Below are 17,165 nucleotides of genomic sequence, written 5' to 3'. Positions count from 1 at the left end.
GTTTTCGGTAACAACGTCCTCAAAGAGCTTTGAGCCTTCAACGTTACCGCCAGTGGAAACTGCCATATCTACAACAACTGCGCCCTTCTTCATGCGGTCAAGAACGTCCTTGCCGATAAGGCGTGGAGCCTTTCTACCGAATACCTTAGCGGTAGTGATGACGATATCTGAACGTTCGCACACCTTAGCCTGAGCTTCCTGCTGTTTAGCTATCTGCTCGGGTGTGAGCTCCTTAGCGTAGCCCTGATCGGTCTGTCCCATCTCACCCAGGTCTATCTTAACGAAAGATGCGCCCAGGGACTTTACCTGTTCTTCAACAACGGGACGTGTATCGAAAGCATCAACACGAGCACCGAGACGCTTTGCAGTAGCTATTGCCTGAAGACCTGCAACTCCGACACCGATGATGAACACTCTTGCGGGCTGGATAGTACCGGAAGGAGTAACCATCATGGGCAGGATCTTAGGCAGTTTTGCAGCTGCATTTACTACAGCAGTATAGCCTGCCAGTGAGGTCTGGGAGGACTGAACGTCCATTTTCTGTGCCAGGGTAGTTCTGGGGATCATTTCCAGAGAAACTGCCTGGATACCCGATTTTGCGAAATCGTTCAGCAATTCTTTCTCATTGAACGGATCGAGGTAACTGAGGTGGAGAGCACCTGAGGGTATACCCTGTATGCTTTCGGGCTTCATTATCCTCAAAATAATTTCGCTGCCCTCGTATCCTGCTTCGTTAGAGGATACAAGAACAGCGCCTGCCTTCTCGTAAGCCTCGTCATTGAAGCCGCTTTTTTCGCCCGCTCCGCGGGTAACTTTTACTTCGTAGCCCATGCTTATGAGCCGCTTGATGTCATCGGGGATCAGCGCCACGCGGGTTTCACGCGGGTCGGTCTCCCGGCAGACCAGTATTTTCTTCATCTAACTTCTCCTTTCAAAAGAATGATATTCCCGAAAACAGCACTAGGCAGCATCGAAAAAACGGTGCTGCCGTGCCTTGATGAAGGTCAATCCCAACATTCAGTATTCATAGAATATTCGCCGCAGCTGATATTCTCAGCTGCATTGGGTTCATACTGCGCGATAAGCATATCGGGGTGCTTGTCCTCGAAAGGTACTATCGGCAGAAAAACTATCCTTTCGGAAATATTCATGCTTTCAACTCCTGATTATACAATACCCTGTGCGTTCATTGCATCGAGAACCTTCTCGAAACCTGCAATGTTTGCGCCAACAACATAGTTGCCCTCGAAGCCGTACTTCTTAGCAGCATCGTCGATGTTGTGGAAGAGGTTTACCATGATGTTCTTCAGCTTAGCGTCAACCTCATCGAATGTCCAGCTCAGACGCTCGCTGTTCTGGGACATTTCAAGAGCGGAAGTAGCAACGCCGCCTGCGTTTGCAGCCTTACCGGGAACGAACCATACGCCGTTATCCTGGAAGTACTTTGTAGCTGCCTCGGTAGTAGGCATATTTGCACCCTCGCATACAGCTGTTACGCCGTTTGCAACGAGCTGCTTAGCATCCTCGATATCGAGCTCATTCTGTGTTGCGCAAGGAAGAGCGATATCGCACTTGATCTGCCATACGCCTCTGCCCTCGTGATACTCGGAATTAGGTCTGTACTTCTTGTATTCTGTAAGTCTTGCTCTGTCAACTTCCTTGATCTGCTTCAGAGCTGCAACATCGATACCATCGGGATCATATACCCAACCTGTGGAATCGGAGCAAGTAACTACATTAGCACCCAGCTGCTGTGCCTTCTGGATAGCGTAGATAGCAACGTTGCCTGCGCCGGAAACTACAGCTGTCTTGCCTGCGATGTCGTTGCCGTGAGACTTGAACAGCTCCTCAACGAGATACAGCAGACCATAACCTGTAGCCTCTGTTCTTGCGAGAGAACCGCCATAGCTCAGACCCTTACCAGTCAGAACGCCCTCGAACAGACCTCTGATCTTCTTGTACTGACCGAACATATAACCGATCTCACGAGCACCTGTACCGATATCACCAGCAGGAACGTCAGTATCAGCGCCGATGTACTTGCAGAGCTCAGTCATGAAAGCCTGGCAGAATGCCATAACTTCTCTGTCGGACTTGCCCTTGGGGTCGAAGTCGGAACCACCCTTGCCGCCGCCGATAGGCAGACCTGTAAGGCTGTTCTTGAAGATCTGCTCAAAGCCCAGGAACTTGATGATACCCAGGTTTACAGAAGGGTGAAGTCTCAGACCGCCCTTGTAAGGACCGATAGCAGAGTTGAACTGTACACGGTAGCCTGTGTTTACCTGTACGTTGCCCTTGTCGTCAACCCACGGAACTCTGAACTTGATCTGTCTCTCAGGGTTAACAAGTCTCTCCAGAAGACCATCTCTTCTGAACTTCTCCTCGTTAGCGTCCACAACTACCTTGATGGACTCCAGTACCTCTCTTACAGCCTGATGGAACTCGGGCTCTGCAGGGTTCTGCTTGATGACCTGCTCAATTATTTCTTCTACATACGATGACATTGCGCTAATACCTCCTGATGATATTTTTACATAAAAAATAAAAAAGCAATGACGAATAAACCGCCCTAAAAGAGCAGTCCATTGGCGCCATTGCCTTAACTGTCTTTTAGTGTACAGTATTTGAGGTAAAAAGTCAATTTATCATATCCTATAAAAATCAGACTTTTGCCATCAACATTCCGATAGTGGTCACAGCACACATATCTGCTATATACGAAAACAAAGGGTAGATCACAGGACCTGCCCTCGTTTCCGTTTATTTAAGATAAGATGGGAATTGCGCTGTGTTAAATATCGGCTTTGATACCGACTGTGCAGATATCCGCAATTTTAACTATACCATATATTTTTGATGCACGATACCATAAAAATCATACATATTCCATTACGAAAGTGACACATAATATCATCTTTTAAGCTCGGACGGCGTTTTACCCGTAAGTTTCTTGAAAACGGTAGTAAAATAATCCACAGAGGAGAAGCCCAGCATGGCACTTACCTCGTAAACCTTGTACCTGCCCGAAAGCAGAAGCTTTTCAGCGTACTTTATACGGAATTTCTTATAGAAATCACCGAAAGTCATGCCCATTTTCTGCTTGAAAAGCCTGCCGAAATAATCCTTGTTGAAGCCGAAATGATCTGCGGCATTCTCGGTAGTGACTGTGGTCTTTTCCGAAATCAGCAGAAACTCCCTTATCCTCTCGGAGAATTTAGCGTCCTTTGAAGAATACTCTGCCATGAATTCTTCCACCGTTAGGTCGTACTCCCCTGTCACGAAGCTGTCGCCTATGCGCTCGGATACTCTTGCAAGGGCTTCGCCAAGCCTTATCTCGCTAACAGGCTCGGTGATATAATCGATAACGCCCAGAAGAAAGCATTTGCGCATATTCTCCGAGTCATCGAAAGGGCTCACCGCCAGACAGAATGTACCGGGAGATACCGTCTTTACCGCGCTTATCACAGCTTCTGCCGAAATAGCGGGCAAGCGGTTGAAGCAAACGAGCAGATCGATATTGTTTTTAAGACACATTTCGGGTGCATTCTCGCTGTCAGAAGTCTTGCTGAATATCTCAAAACCATTTTCCTGCCATACCGGCATCTTTTTCAGCCTGTCGAATGTTCCCAGATTGTTGTCTACTATCAGTACCTTGTAAAGTCTACCCATATTTTTCCACCTCCCGCTAAAAAATAAAGGCGCTGTAATCCTAACATCACAGCGCCTTTGCTTGTCCTATAATATACCACAATAAAACGATATTTGTCAATGACTTTCGTACCAAGTTGTCTGAAACTTCAAGTGCTTTATCGGAATATTCGTGGATAGACAGACTTCTGCCGCGAATACACGCAACATATGCTCTGCCCATAATTTGTCAAAAAAGCAGAAAGCCCCTTGCCCAAGGACTTTCTGCTTCATTGCATACTTATTTGCTTATATAAGTATTATAACACATTGCCCATTTATAAAATACATTACAAATCCGACTTTTTACATTATATTTCAGATACATTGATTTATGACAACTATCAAGCCGCGTTAATTCCCTGCAGTTATTTTTCAGGGATCCAGCTTGACAAAGAGTCAATCTATACCATAAATGCTGAATGTGACGCTCAGCTCGTCCGAGAAGAAGAAATTATTTACATTTATCGCCGCGTCATCAGCATCGCCTGATATAAGGTTTGCTATCTCGATACGGTAGCAGTTGTCTTCCTCATCGAGATTTCCGTAGCGTATCTTGCTCGGGTCAAACCACAATTCTTCATCATCGACCTTTATGCTTTTGACAGCGACCTTTAACTCGTCGCTCCTGAATTTGCCCTTTACACGCTTATTGATGTTTGGATTTGCACCATTCTCAAGAAAGCCTTCAAGCTCACTGCCATTAGCCCAAGGCAGATAACTGCCCTTCGATCCTTCATTAGAATATATAAGCGAGGGGTTCTTGCCCTTGTCGTCTACGGAAGTTATACTGTCCCTCGTTATGCTGACAGTGTAGACGCCATCCCCGGTAATATCGGCATCAATGCCGTAAGAAGCCGCCCCCGGGTGACCCTGACCGTTCCAGTTGCCCCAGTTCATACTGCCGTCGGCAAAGATCAGGTATGCATCATACCCTTTGAATCTCTCATCAGCGCCGTTTGGGTCGGTGGGAAGTCTCTTCTTACCCTTTACATATGCCGCTATCTGCGTAATGTCGGTGATATTTACACTGCCGTCGAAATTAACATCAGCATTTATCAGACTCTCACCTTTAAGGAACTTTTTGCCCTTCACATGAGCAGCAATTTTGGTTACATCTGTAATATTGACCACACCGTCACCGTTGACATCACCCCTGGTCGCGGAAACTTTTTCCGCCGTAACAGATATACAGCCCGATGCCATAGTACCCGCACATAACAGAGAAACTGCACTTCTGATAAGTTTATTCATGGATATGACCTCCTATAAATCGATCCAGTATATTATACACCTATCCGCCCATATTGTCAATCGCGGTATCAGCCCTTAAGCGCCGTGGTGAGGTCGATCTCGTTATCCATCATATCCTTGCCTTTGCCTGAGAAGCGGTCAATATAATACCAGTTAGCCGTAGTCGTGTGATTACCCTCGATATCATAAAGATGTATGACAATATCATTATTCTCATCAGACTTTATAATATCGCAGAATTCGGGCACATATCCCGTATCGTTGTGCTGTTTGTAATATTCCTGTGCCATATCTTTAAGCTGTTCATTATTATAGAATGTGAACTCGTCAATGCTGATATTGCCCATGTACACAAGTTCCTCGGTGTGACCGTCATCTTCAAAGTTAAGTATAGCGCCGTCGCCGCGTTCTTCGGCTTTTGCACGGGTATCCTTAACAGCACCTGCCGCAGTACCTGCAAAGCGGAACACAGCACAGCCGTCGTCCATCGAATAGGTGAAGCCCTCTTTGAAGCTGTCTTCCTGATATATCCTCATACCTGTACCGTCTGTTGCAAACTCATAGTATTTGTCGCCGCTGTCACAGAAAGACCACCATATTCCCGGAGCAAAACCGACTTCCAGCCCGAAGCTGTTCTCATCGGGACCTTTGCCGTCATCATCAAGTCCGCCGGGGAACAGACCGACCATACCGTCAGCTTTGCTTTCATCGAATTTTTCCAAACTGCTTTCGGTGACCTCGCTACTTTCTTCCATAAGACTGCTTTCCGACACAACTTCACTGCTATCGGCTGTGACTTCGGAGGATTCTTCTGCCACGCTGTTCTCAGCATCAGTTGCAGACTGTGATTTTACGTCTCCCGAAGCACCTTTACTGTCCGCAGGGCGCTCTGTAAAAGAACCGCAGCCCGCAAGGATAAGTGCCGCTGTAACTGCAAATAAATATGTAAATTTCATACAATACATCTCCATTCTTTTTGTGAATAATTTAATACATAATAATTATAACTCATATACCCCATTTTGGCTATACCCAAAATCATATCCGATACGTAGAAAATACGGCTCGGCTTTTGTAAGTCTCGCACAAAAAGCACCGAATCACCGCGGTTTTGCACACATTTTCACTAGCATGAAATTCACCCCGAAATGGTCTTCGGCAGAATGTCAGATAATACGTGAAATTAATAGTTAATTTGCAAAATTTCTGTTGACAAATCAAAGAAAATCGTGTATCATTATATGATATTATAAGTAAATAAATTAAAACCGAATTACAATGTGGGAGGTAATGTTATGCTCGATACTAACGCAAACAGCAAGTTCGGAAAAGAAGGTCTCACCTTCGACGATGTTCTCCTTATCCCCGGAGAGAGCGATTGTACACCTGACATGGTGGACTTACACACCCATCTTACCAAGGACATCGTCCTTAACACACCTATCATGACCTCTGCTATGGACACTGTAACAGAGTCCAAGATGGCTATCGCTATCGCCCGTGAAGGCGGCATAGGCATAATCCACAAGAATATGACCATCGCTCAGCAGGCTGAGGAAGTTGACAAGGTAAAACGTTCCGAGAACGGCGTTATCGTTAATCCTTTCTCTCTGACAGCTGACAGGACCGTTGAAGAAGCGGACAGGCTGATGGGCAAGTACAAGATTTCCGGTGTTCCGATAGTTGATGAGAAGGGCAAGCTGGAAGGTATCCTCACTAACAGAGACCTCCGCTTCATCACCGACTTCTCTATGAAGATCGGCACTGTTATGACAAGGGAGAACCTTGTTACAGCTCCTGTTGATACAGACCTCAACGGCGCAAAGAAGATACTCATGCAGCACAAGATCGAGAAGCTGCCTCTCGTTGATAACGAGGGTCACCTCAAGGGTCTTATCACCATAAAGGATATCGAAAAGGCTGTACAGTATCCTAATTCTGCAAGAGATGCAAAGGGCAGACTGCTCTGCGGCGCTACTGTAGGTATGACACAGGATATCCTCGAAAGAGCAGGCGCCCTTATCGATGCTCAGGTAGATATACTCGCATTGGATTCCGCTCACGGTCATTCAAAGAACGTTATCGAATGCCTAAAGAAGCTGAAGTCCAACTTCCCGAATATACCCGTTATCGCAGGTAACGTTGCAACTGCTGAAGCTGCAAGAGCTCTCTGCGAGGCTGGCGCTGACGCTATCAAGGTCGGCATAGGTCCCGGATCTATCTGCACCACCAGAGTTGTTGCAGGTATAGGCGTTCCCCAGATAACTGCTGTATACGATGCTGCTTGTGCAGCTGCCGAGTATGGTATCCCCGTTATCGCTGACGGCGGTATCAAGTATTCAGGCGATATCGTAAAGGCTCTGGCTGCAGGCGCAAGCGTTGTAATGCTTGGCTCACTGCTTGCAGGCTGCGATGAAGCTCCCGGCGAGACCGAGATCTATCAGGGCAGACAGTTCAAGGTATACAGAGGCATGGGCTCTATGGCTGCTATGGCTAAGGGTTCCAAGGACAGATACTTCCAGACCAACTCCAAGAAGCTTGTTCCCGAGGGCGTTGAGGGTCGTGTTGCTTACAAGGGTCCCGTTTCCGATACCATCTTCCAGCTGGTTGGCGGTATCAGAGCAGGTATGGGCTACTGTGGCTGCCACACTGTTGCTGAGCTGGGCGAAAAGGCTAAGTTCATACGCATAACAGGTGCAGGTCTTAAGGAGAGCCATCCTCACGATATCTACATCACCAAGGAAGCTCCCAACTACTCTGCAACCTCCGGTATGTAATTCAAACAAATATTCAAGGCAGGGGCGCTTGCCCTTGCCTTGTTTTTATAGTGAGGTAATTATCATGGCAGATAAGGCGCTTTACGTGCTTGCAGGATATGATGACAAGACCGAAGCATATCTTTCGGGCATACAGAATAAGCTCTATAGTCTGGGATTTTCGGGCTTTCATACCAAAAATATCCCAATGCATATAACGCTGGGTTCTTTCCCCTGCGATAAGGAGGGAGAGCTTAAAGCCCTAGTGCAGAAAACCGCTGAGGAAGTCAGCGCATTTGATGTGACTGTCAATCATGTGGGGATTTTCGGCGGGTCGCAGGTGCTTTTTGCAGCACCAGATGTAAGTCACGATATGCTTTCGCTGAAAGAAAGATTCGGTGACAGCACAAACTGGACAGCCCACACAACTTTTATTATCGATGCCCCTGAGGTCATTTACAAGGCACTGCCCCATATAATGGAGAATTTTTCAGCTTTTGGTGGAAAGATCACATCACTGCACCTGTATGAGTTTTTCCCCACAAGGCATATACTTACCGTCAATCTGAAAGACAGTCAAAGCGGTAATGAATAGTGAGCTAAATGCTAAGAAAACTCAGCTTACACAAACATTTGATATTTTATAAGAATAATGAGGCTCAGACACTTGACCTGACCTCATTTTTTTGCTATAATATAAGGAGATATTTACGTGATTATTAAAACAAAAAGAATTATTATGAGAGAATACACTCTCGACGACTTCGATGCGCTGTATGAGATACTATCCGACGCAGAGACCATGGCGCATTATCCCAAGCCTTTCGATGAGGAAAGAGTGCGCAACTGGATACTCTGGAACATCGACAATTATAAAAAGTACGGCTTCGGTCTGTGGGCGCTGGTGCTGAAAGAAACAGGAGAATTCATCGGTGACTGCGGACTTACGATACAGAATATCGACGGCGAACTGCTTCCCGAAATCGGCTATCATGTGCATAAAAAATACTGGCGCAGAGGTCTTGGCAAGGAAGCCGCACAGGCTGTCCGCGACTGGGCTTTTGAGAATACAGATTACGATGCGCTGTATTCATATATGAAGTATACAAACACAGCTTCGTATAAGACCGCTCTTGCCAACGGCATGAAAAAGATAAAGGAATACCCCGACGAGAAAAACAAGATATCCTACGCCTGCGCCATAACACGCAGTGAATGGGAAAAACTGAAAGGTATCACAACATGACTAAAACAAAAGCTATCGTCAAAAAATGGGTGATCTGCACCCTGATCTTTACAGCGATAATAATACCCACTGCGGTATTTTCGGATAAAATAGGCAAACCTTTGACGATCATTCTTGTGATCGTATCCTTTATAGTGCTCTTCTTTGCGTCAATACCGTCCTTCGACCACAGTGACCGTCAGGAGATACGCGAGGAATATGAGGAAGCACAGCGTTTTGAGGAATACAAAAGACGCGAAGAATGGAAAAACAAGACCCTGTAAATGACCCTGATATTTCAAAAGAACTCAGTACAAACTTGAAATTTACTAAGGAGGAAGCTTATGCTGCCATTCATACAGACCGCCTACCTGTTTGCCCTGGGCAGCATGATAGGCTGGGTATTGGAATTCTTCTACCGTAAGTTTTTCGACCCCGTCAACGTTGAGCGAAAATGGCTCAACCCCGGTTTCCTTACAGGTCCGTATCTCCCGCTTTACGGATTTTCACTGCTGCTGCTTTTCTGGATGAGCAGGATAGAGCGTTTTATCCCGATAGATAACAACTACCTGCGAAAAGCCGTATTATTTGTTATAATGGCAGCCTGTATAACCGCCCTGGAATACTTCACGGGACTGATATTCATAGTCAAGATGAAGATAATGCTGTGGGATTACACGCAGTTCTGGGGCAATATAAAAGGCATTATCTGCCCGATGTACAGCTTTTTCTGGCTGCTGCTTAGCTTTGGCTACTGCTTCTTCCTCGACCCGCCCATAACCCACACCGTGGAACTACTGATAAATAACCTGCAATTCACTTTCTTTGTTGGTCTTTATTACGGCGTGTTCCTTATCGACCTGGCTATCTCGCTGAATAACATGGTAAATATCGCCGAGTTTGCCCGCGAACATAATATAATCGTAAAGATAGACGAACTCCGTGCACAGATCGAAGCCTTCCGTGTAAAAACTCTGGGAAGCGCACATTTCTTCGTACCACTGAGATTCTCTGATACACTGCATAACAGTCTGGAACGTTACAGAGAATTCCGCGAGAATTTCAGCGTGGGAAATATCCGAGAGAATATCAAAGGCAATATCCGTGAGAACATCGACAAGATAAAGCGAAAATAATATAAGGCTGCCGAAACGGCAGCCTTTTTTATCGGATATAAAGTTTTACTTTATCAACTGGGTCGTCAGAATATAAGCTGCCACACGCATAACAGCTGCAAAAAGCATAGCTGCTGCGCCTGCGCCTGTGACAAGCTGATTTACCCAGAACACGTCGCCAGCCGAAATGGGGTGAAGTGCATCGCCTATGCGCTGACGTCTTGTCAGTACGCCGTTCCTTATCTCGTCACCGCCAAGCTGGATATCAAGCGCACCTGCGGCTACTGCCATAGTGCAGCCCGAATTGGGGCTGAGGGAACGCTTTTTATCTCTGAGATATATCTCCTGAGCATTTTTCTTGTCCAGTCTGAGGAAAGCTGCATCCCAGCGCATGAACGCTGCCGCAAGCCTTGCGGGTATGAACATCACGATATCATCAAGCTTTGCAGCTACACGGCCGAAGTGAAGATGTTCCTTGTCCTTGAATCCAACAGTATTGTCCAAAATATTGATAACTCTGCAGAACACCGCACCGGGTCCGCCGAAAAGGCAAGCCCAGAACATGGGACCTACCAGCATATCCACCGCATTTTCGGAAGCCGTTTCCACCGCACATTTAGCACATTCGGAAACGTCCATGTTTTCAATATCGCGGTCTGTGATTTTCCTGAGATGTCTGCGGGCACCGTCAGCATTGTTTGTCCTTAACGAGCGGAAAACGCCCATCAGCCCACGTCTCATCGCCTTGCCCGAGATAGACACCCAGCAAAGCAGACCCTCGGCAATGATACCAACTATCACATTCAGCTTGTAGCAAAGCAGCAGAAATACCAGACTTGTGCCCATGCATATCAGCAGAGTCATTACCACAAGCATTATCCCCGCCATATTCTGTGCATCAGGGGAATCGAGATACGCATTTTTCAGTATGATCTCCAGCTTTTTCACCATGCGCCTGACAAGCTCAGCAGGATAAAATCTGTTATCAGGGTCGCCCAGTATCATATCCAGCGAAAACCCAAGTGCAAGCGCACACAATGAATTCATTATCATCATAGACTTTTTTCTCCCATATAATACCGCCGTATTCCCGACAGTATAAGATAAGTATTGTCATATACAGTTATTATAACATATTTTTTAACAAATGTAAAGACACCCCGCGACAAATTCTCGCTTATGCATTCCAGAGCCCTTTGACCGAATATAAAATCGTTCCTCAACCTATTGGCAAATGCGGACAAATGTGCTATAATATAAAAGATATACTGCCGCATCACGCGGCGGCTGAGTTTTGTTCGGCGCTCTTCTTGTCTTTGACCGAACAGCCAGACCAAAGGAGGACTTCCCTTGCCCGATTTCGTTCATCTTCATCTGCACAGTGAATATTCGCTGCTGGACGGCGCCTGCCGTATCGACAAACTTGCCGCACGTCTCAAAGAGATAGGTCAGACTGCCTGCGCAGTTACCGACCACGGCAATATGTTCGCTGAGATAGAATTCTACAACGCCATGAAAGCCGCCGGCATAAAGCCCATACTTGGCTGTGAGGTTTACGTGGCGCAGGGCAGTCATGTGGACAGAGATTCCCGCGACGGCAAGCCCTATCATTTGATACTGCTGTGCGAAAACGAAACAGGCTACCGCAATCTGATAAAGCTGGTATCCCTTGGCTATACAGAGGGCTTTTACAGCCGTCCGCGAATAGACCTTGAACTACTGAGAAAGCACCACGAGGGTCTGATATGCCTTTCGGGGTGCATAGCAGGTGAGCTTGCGCGTAAGATAACCAACGGCAACTACAAGGGCGCTGTGGAAACTGCCAAACTCTACCGCGATATTTTCGGCGAAAACAACTATTTCATAGAGATACAAAAACACCGCGACCCCGCCGAGCAAAGGGTAATGCCCTCGCTGATACGGCTTGCAGATGAAACAGGCATACCCCTCTGCCTTACCAACGACTGTCATTATCTGCGGCGTGAGGATTCTCAGGCACAGCAGGTGCTGATGTGCATATCTACTGCCACCACCACCGATGACCCTGCCATATCCTTTGCAAGCGATGAATTCTTTGTAAAGTCAGCCGATGAGATGGCTGAACTTTTTCCTGCACAGCCCGAAGCCATGCTGAACACTGTCCGCATTGCCGAAAGGTGCAATGTGGAGATAAATTTCGGAAGTACCGTACTGCCTTACTTCGGCATTGAGGGAGTAAAAGACAACGCAGAGTATCTCCGCAATATGTGCCGTGAGGGACTTTACAGGCGTTACGGCGAGCCCTCAAAGGAAGCATTAGAGCGCATGGAATACGAGCTTTCGGTCATAAACGGCATGGGCTACACAGACTACTACCTGATAGTCTGGGATTTCATAAACTACGCAAAAAGCCACGATATCCCCGTTGGTCCGGGCAGAGGTTCTGGTGCGGGAAGCCTTTGCGCTTACTGCATCAGCATCACCGATATCGACCCGCTTAAATATGACCTGCTGTTTGAACGTTTCCTCAACCCCGAAAGAGTGACCATGCCCGACTTTGATATCGACTTCTGTGTTGAGGGCAGGCAGAGAGTCATAGATTACGTTGTTGAAAAATACGGTGCTGACCATGTGGCTCAGATAGCCACATTCGGCACACTTGGGGCAAAGCAGGCTCTCCGCGATGTTGCAAGGACTATGGGCGAGCCCTATGCCACAGGGGATAAGCTGGCAAAAGCCGCTCCACGCTCAATGGCGCTGAGTGTTTCGGTGGAGAAGATACCCGAGCTGAGAGATATGTACAACAGCGATATGAAGCTCAGGAAAATAATCGACACCGCCATACTCATCGAGGGTATGCCAAGGAACGTTTCCACCCATGCGGCAGGCGTTGTTATCACAAAAGAGCCTGTTGATTTCTATGTGCCGCTGTATGCCCGTGACGGCGCAGTTTCCACACAGTATACCATGACGGTGCTCGAACGTCTGGGTCTTCTGAAAATAGACTTTCTGGGGCTGAGCAACCTTACTATAATCAAGCACTGCTGTGACGAGATAAAAAAGACCCACCCCGACTTTGATATCGAGCATATCCCGCTGGACGACAAGGCGGTTTACGAAATGCTCTCCCGCGGCGAGACCGAGGGTGTTTTCCAGTTTGAATCAGGCGGAATGACAGCGACCATCATGAAGCTTCGCCCATCGGGGATAGAAGACCTTATCGCTGTACTTTCGCTGTACCGCCCCGGACCTATGGATTCCATACCAAACTATATCCGCTGCCGCCACGACCCAAAACTCGTGACCTACAAGCACCCCATGCTCCGCCCGATACTTGAAGTCACCTATGGCTGTATAGTCTATCAGGAGCAGGTAATGCAGATTTTCCGCTCACTAGCGGGATACTCATTCGCAAGGGCTGACCTTGTAAGGCGTGCGATGTCGAAGAAAAAGGCTGATGTGCTTGAAAACGAGCGCAAGGCTTTCGTGTGGGGCGATGAGGATGTCTGCGGCGCGGTAGCCAACGGCGTTCCCGAAAAGACAGCCAACGAGATATTCGATGAGATGACAAGCTTTGCCAGCTACGCATTCAACAAATCCCATGCGGCAGCATACGCTACTGTGGCTTACCGAACAGCTTATCTTAAATGCCATTTCTTCAAGGAATATTTCTCTGCGCTGATGACGGATGCTATCAACGAAAGCACTGAAAAGCTATACGGATATATCTCAGCTGTTAAAAAGCGTGGCGTGGCTGTGCTTCCCCCCGATATCAACAAGAGCGTCGGCGGTTTCAGGAGCGAGGGCGATTCAATTCGCTTCGGACTTCTGGGGATAAAGGGGCTTGGCAGCAATTCGATAGCTTCGATAATAAGGGAGCGTTCCATCAGCGGCGAATTTGTCAACCTGCAGGACTTCTGCCGACGTATGCAGGGCAGGGATATCCACACCAAAACAGCAGAAGCCCTGATAAAAGCAGGGGCAATGGATTCTCTTCCCCTGAACAGGCATGAAAAGCTGATAAACTGCGGCGTGATACTTGGCGACCTCAGCAGGTCGGCAAATGACAGGCTTGAGGGTCAGCTGGACTTTTTCAGCAGTAGTTCGGGCGGCGGAAGTCTTGAAAAGCCTCTCATCGATGCGGAGGAGTTTTCATCGGAAGAACTTCTGGCTTTTGAGCACGAAGCGCTGGGAATGTATCTTTCAGCCCACCCCATAGACCCCTGCGAGCCTTTTGCAAAAGCGGCGGGCTTCACGGCGGTCAGGACTATACTTGACGCAGGACTGAGCGGCGAGGGCAAAACGGCTGATATACTCGTCATGGTGACAAAGAAACGTGCTTTCGCCACCAAAAAGGGCGATATGATGTGCTTTGCCGCCTGTGAGGACAAAACCGGCGAGATAGAGATGGTTGTATTCCCGAAAGTATACATGGCTACAGGCAAACTGATAAGCGAGAACGCAGTTCTACACGTAAGGGGCAAGGTATCCGTGAAAGAAGACGAACCCCCGAAGATAATGGCTGACCTTGTGGAAACAGGCGAAAGATTCGTAACTCAGGCGCTGGGCATGGGGATATGTCTGCGGCTGGATTCAAGAGACAAGCCCCGTCTTGAAGCATTAAGCGCGGCGGCACACAAATACGCCAGCGAGAGCGGCACCGGGCTGACGGTATATTTTTCAGACCTGAACCGCCGAACCGCCATAAAGGGCGCCCGCAGGATACGTATAAACGACAGGATAATGAACGAACTCACCGAGATAGTCGGCGAGGGCAACACAGCATTCGGATAAGGAGAATAAACTATGGGACCTATAATTTACAAAGTTGCAAGGATAGACGGCGATTACGCTCATCTGACAAACACCGAAACAGGCGAGGATATCCTCGTTGCGATGGCACTTCTGCCCTATGAAACAGATGAGGGCATGGTGCTCAGGTGGGAGAATTTTGAGTACAGCGTGGAGGAATAGCCGTATCGCAACTAACTTCAAACACAGCGTATGCAATTATTTCTTCATCAAGTATGACCCCGAACCTGACATAAGTCATCTTTAATGCTATTTATCAGGTGAGGGAGCCGCGTACCCGCGCGAGGGCTTTACTTTTATCGGATAATGTGCTATAATATCTTTATAAGATAAAAGGCAAAGGTGAATATATGATATTTTTTTTCAAACCGACATATGTTTTCGACAAGGCGAAGGATATTACTCCCGATTTTCTTAAAAAGCATGGTATAAAAGGGCTTCTGCTCGATCTTGACAACACGCTGACCACCCACAACAATCCCGTTGTGCCACAGTCGAGCCTTGACTGGATTGAGCTTATGAAGCAGAACGGCATAAAGCTTATGATAGTATCCAACAACCACGCGCCGAGAGTTACACCCTTTGCACAGCAGCTGGGTATCGACTTTGAGTGCGAGGGCGCAAAACCCCTGACTTTCGGGTACAGCAGAGCTATTAAGCGCATGGGGCTGAAAAAAAGCGAGGTAGCCGCCGTTGGCGACCAGATATTCACGGATATAATGGGTTCAAATCTCAAAGGGATACGCTCGGTTTTCGTTTTCCCCATCAAGCCCGAAGAAAGCCTGCCTTTCAGGTTCAAAAGAGCCTGCGAGAAGCCGTTTCTGCCAAAGCTGAACAAGTAGCTTACGGTCGGAAAGACCGAATAAATAAACGGAGGTATGTAACATGAGTGATTTTTTCAGAGAACTTATAGGAGTCAAATGCAACTTTGCCACCAATGACGGTGAGTACCGCAATTATGTGCTGAGAGATATCTCAAACGAATGGATAGTTGTTGAAAAAGGCGCAGAATCAGTATATCTCAATCTTTCTCACGTTATTTCCATCAAAGTAGCAAACAACAAGGAAGAAGCATGATCTTCTTACGCAGGACAGCAAAAAGCCCGTGCATTGCGCACGGGCTTTCTTATTTTGATCAGAATACAAACATATATCCTGCAGCGGCTACTTTGTCGCCTATCTGTATACGCTGCCACTGGCAGATACAGCTGCCGTGGTTTTTAGAGAACTCTTTCTGTGCTTTTTTGAGCATATCTCCGCCTATCTGCGAGGCATTAAGATACGTTTCCGAATCATCGCCTTCTTCAAGCGACCAGCCCTCAGGGTTCTCGGGAATGATATACACATTCATGGACCGCTTATTAAATGCGGCTTCCATGACATTAACTATATCCTCGGTGGAACTTACTGTAACAAGTTCGTGTGCGGCGTAGCTGTCTATATCGGTATCGCAGACCGGGTCGCTGCTGCTGTCCCAGAGATGACGGTCAGCCATTACCTCCTTTGAGGTGTTGAAATACTTGTGCTGTTCGGGTCTGCCCTTGGTATCGGGTACGGGGTCGTCCCAGGTAACGTCCATATAGTACCAGTGACCGTTTATCTGTACCATGTTCCATGCGTGTGCTTCATTAGCGTCAGCAGCTGCAAGTGTGGAAGTACATGGTATCTCCAGCATATCCATGAACATATTGAAAGTAGTGGTATATCCGCTGCATATGCATTTGCCGTCAACAAGTGCGCCGTAGGGGTCAGCAGCGTGTTCGCCGTGATCTTCAAATATACCAAGCATATTTATATCATAAGTAACGTTCTGCACGATAAAATCGTGTATTGCAAGTTCCTTAGCGTAATCATCCATGTCATCGGTGATAACTTTATCGATAACATACGATGCCCTTTTGTATATCTCTGTCTGCATCTCATCGAGACCCGAAGGGTCGCCCGCAAGATACGCCTTTGATATGGGCGTCCAGTCATAGAGAGTATCTTCTTCCTCCGTGGCAGTTACATCATCAGGCTTTGAACTGTCATCTGCCTTGGTAGTGACTGCTGTTGTTTCGGCAGTGCTTTCCTCTGCCGAGCTGTTTTCTGCTTTTTCGGATGTTTCAGAACAGCTGCCCAGCATGAGCGCTGCCGCGAATATCGCTATCGTTTTGCTTCTTCTCATCTTTATTCTCCTGTCTTTTTTATTTTATGGTTATCCCTTTAACACACCACTTCATACGATGGCATAATAATGAATAGTTATTTGAGATGTATTCTTCACCCGTCAGCGGCGGTAGTAAGAATACCGCTAACTATTGATATTGCCTGTCAAAAGGTTATATGGAATGGTGT

At 47.2% G+C, this 17,165-nt stretch carries 17 protein-coding genes; 9 read left to right on the top strand and 8 right to left on the bottom strand.

Translation table 11 applies throughout. The features are described from left to right. From BMY75_RS04145 to BMY75_RS04125, 6 genes are all read right to left on the bottom strand, one after another. Positions 1-918, bottom strand: a 918-nt coding sequence (locus BMY75_RS04145) for an NAD(P) transhydrogenase subunit alpha (protein ID WP_074830147.1), incomplete at its 3' end; no start/stop codon positions are given. Positions 919-1,004: 86 nt separating this feature from the next. Beyond that, the gene (locus BMY75_RS17870; RefSeq protein WP_170844245.1) at positions 1,005-1,151 is read right to left on the bottom strand and encodes a hypothetical protein; all 147 of its coding nucleotides are present in this window, start codon (positions 1,149-1,151) and stop codon (positions 1,005-1,007) included. Positions 1,152-1,166: 15 nt separating this feature from the next. Then, entirely contained in the window at positions 1,167-2,504 is a 1,338-nt protein-coding gene (gdhA, locus tag BMY75_RS04140; protein WP_074830142.1) for an NADP-specific glutamate dehydrogenase, read from the bottom strand. Between the two features lie 406 nt (positions 2,505-2,910). Further along, entirely contained in the window at positions 2,911-3,669 is a 759-nt protein-coding gene (locus BMY75_RS04135) for a helix-turn-helix domain-containing protein (RefSeq protein WP_074830138.1), read from the bottom strand. A gap of 417 nt (positions 3,670-4,086) precedes the next feature. Beyond that, positions 4,087-4,941: a dockerin type I domain-containing protein gene (locus tag BMY75_RS04130; RefSeq protein ID WP_074830133.1), complete on the bottom strand. Its 855-nt coding sequence runs from the start codon at positions 4,939-4,941 to the stop codon at positions 4,087-4,089. 68 nt (positions 4,942-5,009) lie between these two features. Next, positions 5,010-5,897: a hypothetical protein gene (locus BMY75_RS04125; protein ID WP_074830130.1), complete on the bottom strand. Its 888-nt coding sequence runs from the start codon at positions 5,895-5,897 to the stop codon at positions 5,010-5,012. A gap of 339 nt (positions 5,898-6,236) precedes the next feature. On the opposite strand from BMY75_RS04125, the gene guaB reads away from it, so the two are divergent. The 5 genes from guaB to BMY75_RS04100 all read left to right on the top strand — a co-directional run bounded on the left by guaB (position 6,237) and on the right by BMY75_RS04100 (position 10,058). Next, positions 6,237-7,718, top strand: a complete 1,482-nt coding sequence (guaB, locus tag BMY75_RS04120) for an IMP dehydrogenase (protein ID WP_074830125.1) — start codon at positions 6,237-6,239, stop codon at positions 7,716-7,718. 64 nt (positions 7,719-7,782) lie between these two features. Beyond that, complete coding sequence (locus BMY75_RS04115) at positions 7,783-8,292, top strand: 2'-5' RNA ligase family protein (protein ID WP_074830122.1); 510 nt, start codon at positions 7,783-7,785, stop codon at positions 8,290-8,292. Between the two features lie 144 nt (positions 8,293-8,436). Beyond that, positions 8,437-8,943, top strand: a complete 507-nt coding sequence (locus tag BMY75_RS04110; RefSeq protein WP_347499923.1) for a GNAT family N-acetyltransferase — start codon at positions 8,437-8,439, stop codon at positions 8,941-8,943. After that, positions 8,940-9,206, top strand: a complete 267-nt coding sequence (locus BMY75_RS04105; RefSeq protein ID WP_074830113.1) for a hypothetical protein — start codon at positions 8,940-8,942, stop codon at positions 9,204-9,206. The genes BMY75_RS04110 and BMY75_RS04105 overlap by 4 nt, the downstream gene beginning before the upstream one ends. A 60-nt stretch (positions 9,207-9,266) precedes the next feature. Further along, positions 9,267-10,058 carry a putative ABC transporter permease gene (locus BMY75_RS04100; RefSeq protein ID WP_074830108.1) on the top strand — a complete coding sequence of 264 codons (792 nt, stop codon included), beginning with the start codon at positions 9,267-9,269 and terminating at the stop codon, positions 10,056-10,058. A gap of 45 nt (positions 10,059-10,103) precedes the next feature. Here the strand turns inward: BMY75_RS04100 and cbiB are convergent, their stop codons facing one another. Next, on the bottom strand, positions 10,104-11,093 hold the full coding sequence (gene cbiB / locus BMY75_RS04095) for an adenosylcobinamide-phosphate synthase CbiB (RefSeq protein ID WP_074830103.1): 990 nt from the start codon (positions 11,091-11,093) through the stop codon (positions 10,104-10,106). 294 nt (positions 11,094-11,387) lie between these two features. Between cbiB and BMY75_RS04085 the strand changes: the two genes are divergently transcribed. The 4 genes from BMY75_RS04085 to BMY75_RS04075 all read left to right on the top strand — a co-directional run bounded on the left by BMY75_RS04085 (position 11,388) and on the right by BMY75_RS04075 (position 15,905). Then, positions 11,388-14,810 (top strand): DNA polymerase III subunit alpha, encoded by a 3,423-nt coding sequence (locus tag BMY75_RS04085; protein ID WP_074830095.1) that lies wholly within the window; start codon positions 11,388-11,390, stop codon positions 14,808-14,810. A gap of 12 nt (positions 14,811-14,822) precedes the next feature. Further along, a complete protein-coding gene (locus BMY75_RS17865; RefSeq protein ID WP_170844244.1) occupies positions 14,823-14,990 on the top strand; it encodes a hypothetical protein in 168 nt (55 codons plus the stop codon). 188 nt (positions 14,991-15,178) lie between these two features. Then, positions 15,179-15,670, top strand: coding sequence for a YqeG family HAD IIIA-type phosphatase (locus BMY75_RS04080; RefSeq protein WP_074830091.1), 492 nt, complete (start codon positions 15,179-15,181; stop codon positions 15,668-15,670). A 43-nt stretch (positions 15,671-15,713) separates the two neighbouring features. After that, positions 15,714-15,905: a hypothetical protein gene (locus tag BMY75_RS04075; RefSeq protein ID WP_074830086.1), complete on the top strand. Its 192-nt coding sequence runs from the start codon at positions 15,714-15,716 to the stop codon at positions 15,903-15,905. A gap of 58 nt (positions 15,906-15,963) precedes the next feature. Here the strand turns inward: BMY75_RS04075 and BMY75_RS04070 are convergent, their stop codons facing one another. Then, complete coding sequence (locus BMY75_RS04070; RefSeq protein ID WP_074830083.1) at positions 15,964-16,995, bottom strand: transglutaminase domain-containing protein; 1,032 nt, start codon at positions 16,993-16,995, stop codon at positions 15,964-15,966. Between the last annotated feature and the right edge of the window lie 170 nt (positions 16,996-17,165).

Source organism: Hominimerdicola alba (assembly GCF_900109655.1).
GTDB lineage: Bacteria > Bacillota > Clostridia > Oscillospirales > Ruminococcaceae > Hominimerdicola > Hominimerdicola alba_B.
This window is presented reverse-complemented; position numbering and strand designations above follow the sequence as displayed.

What these genes read in the sequence shown, in the direction of transcription:
- BMY75_RS04110 (WP_347499923.1), top strand. Translation starts at nt 8,437, where the DNA reads ATGAGAGAATACACTCTCGACGACTTCGATGCGCTGTATGAGATACTA.
- BMY75_RS04130 (WP_074830133.1), bottom strand. Translation starts at nt 4,941, where the DNA reads ATGAATAAACTTATCAGAAGTGCAGTTTCTCTGTTATGTGCGGGTACT.
- BMY75_RS04075 (WP_074830086.1), top strand. Translation starts at nt 15,714, where the DNA reads ATGAGTGATTTTTTCAGAGAACTTATAGGAGTCAAATGCAACTTTGCC.
- BMY75_RS17870 (WP_170844245.1), bottom strand. Translation starts at nt 1,151, where the DNA reads ATGAATATTTCCGAAAGGATAGTTTTTCTGCCGATAGTACCTTTCGAG.
- BMY75_RS04100 (WP_074830108.1), top strand. Translation starts at nt 9,267, where the DNA reads ATGCTGCCATTCATACAGACCGCCTACCTGTTTGCCCTGGGCAGCATG.
- BMY75_RS04080 (WP_074830091.1), top strand. Translation starts at nt 15,179, where the DNA reads ATGATATTTTTTTTCAAACCGACATATGTTTTCGACAAGGCGAAGGAT.
- gdhA (WP_074830142.1), bottom strand. Translation starts at nt 2,504, where the DNA reads ATGTCATCGTATGTAGAAGAAATAATTGAGCAGGTCATCAAGCAGAAC.
- guaB (WP_074830125.1), top strand. Translation starts at nt 6,237, where the DNA reads ATGCTCGATACTAACGCAAACAGCAAGTTCGGAAAAGAAGGTCTCACC.
- BMY75_RS04115 (WP_074830122.1), top strand. Translation starts at nt 7,783, where the DNA reads ATGGCAGATAAGGCGCTTTACGTGCTTGCAGGATATGATGACAAGACC.
- cbiB (WP_074830103.1), bottom strand. Translation starts at nt 11,093, where the DNA reads ATGATGATAATGAATTCATTGTGTGCGCTTGCACTTGGGTTTTCGCTG.
- BMY75_RS04125 (WP_074830130.1), bottom strand. Translation starts at nt 5,897, where the DNA reads ATGAAATTTACATATTTATTTGCAGTTACAGCGGCACTTATCCTTGCG.
- BMY75_RS04070 (WP_074830083.1), bottom strand. Translation starts at nt 16,995, where the DNA reads ATGAGAAGAAGCAAAACGATAGCGATATTCGCGGCAGCGCTCATGCTG.
- BMY75_RS17865 (WP_170844244.1), top strand. Translation starts at nt 14,823, where the DNA reads ATGGGACCTATAATTTACAAAGTTGCAAGGATAGACGGCGATTACGCT.
- BMY75_RS04105 (WP_074830113.1), top strand. Translation starts at nt 8,940, where the DNA reads ATGACTAAAACAAAAGCTATCGTCAAAAAATGGGTGATCTGCACCCTG.
- BMY75_RS04135 (WP_074830138.1), bottom strand. Translation starts at nt 3,669, where the DNA reads ATGGGTAGACTTTACAAGGTACTGATAGTAGACAACAATCTGGGAACA.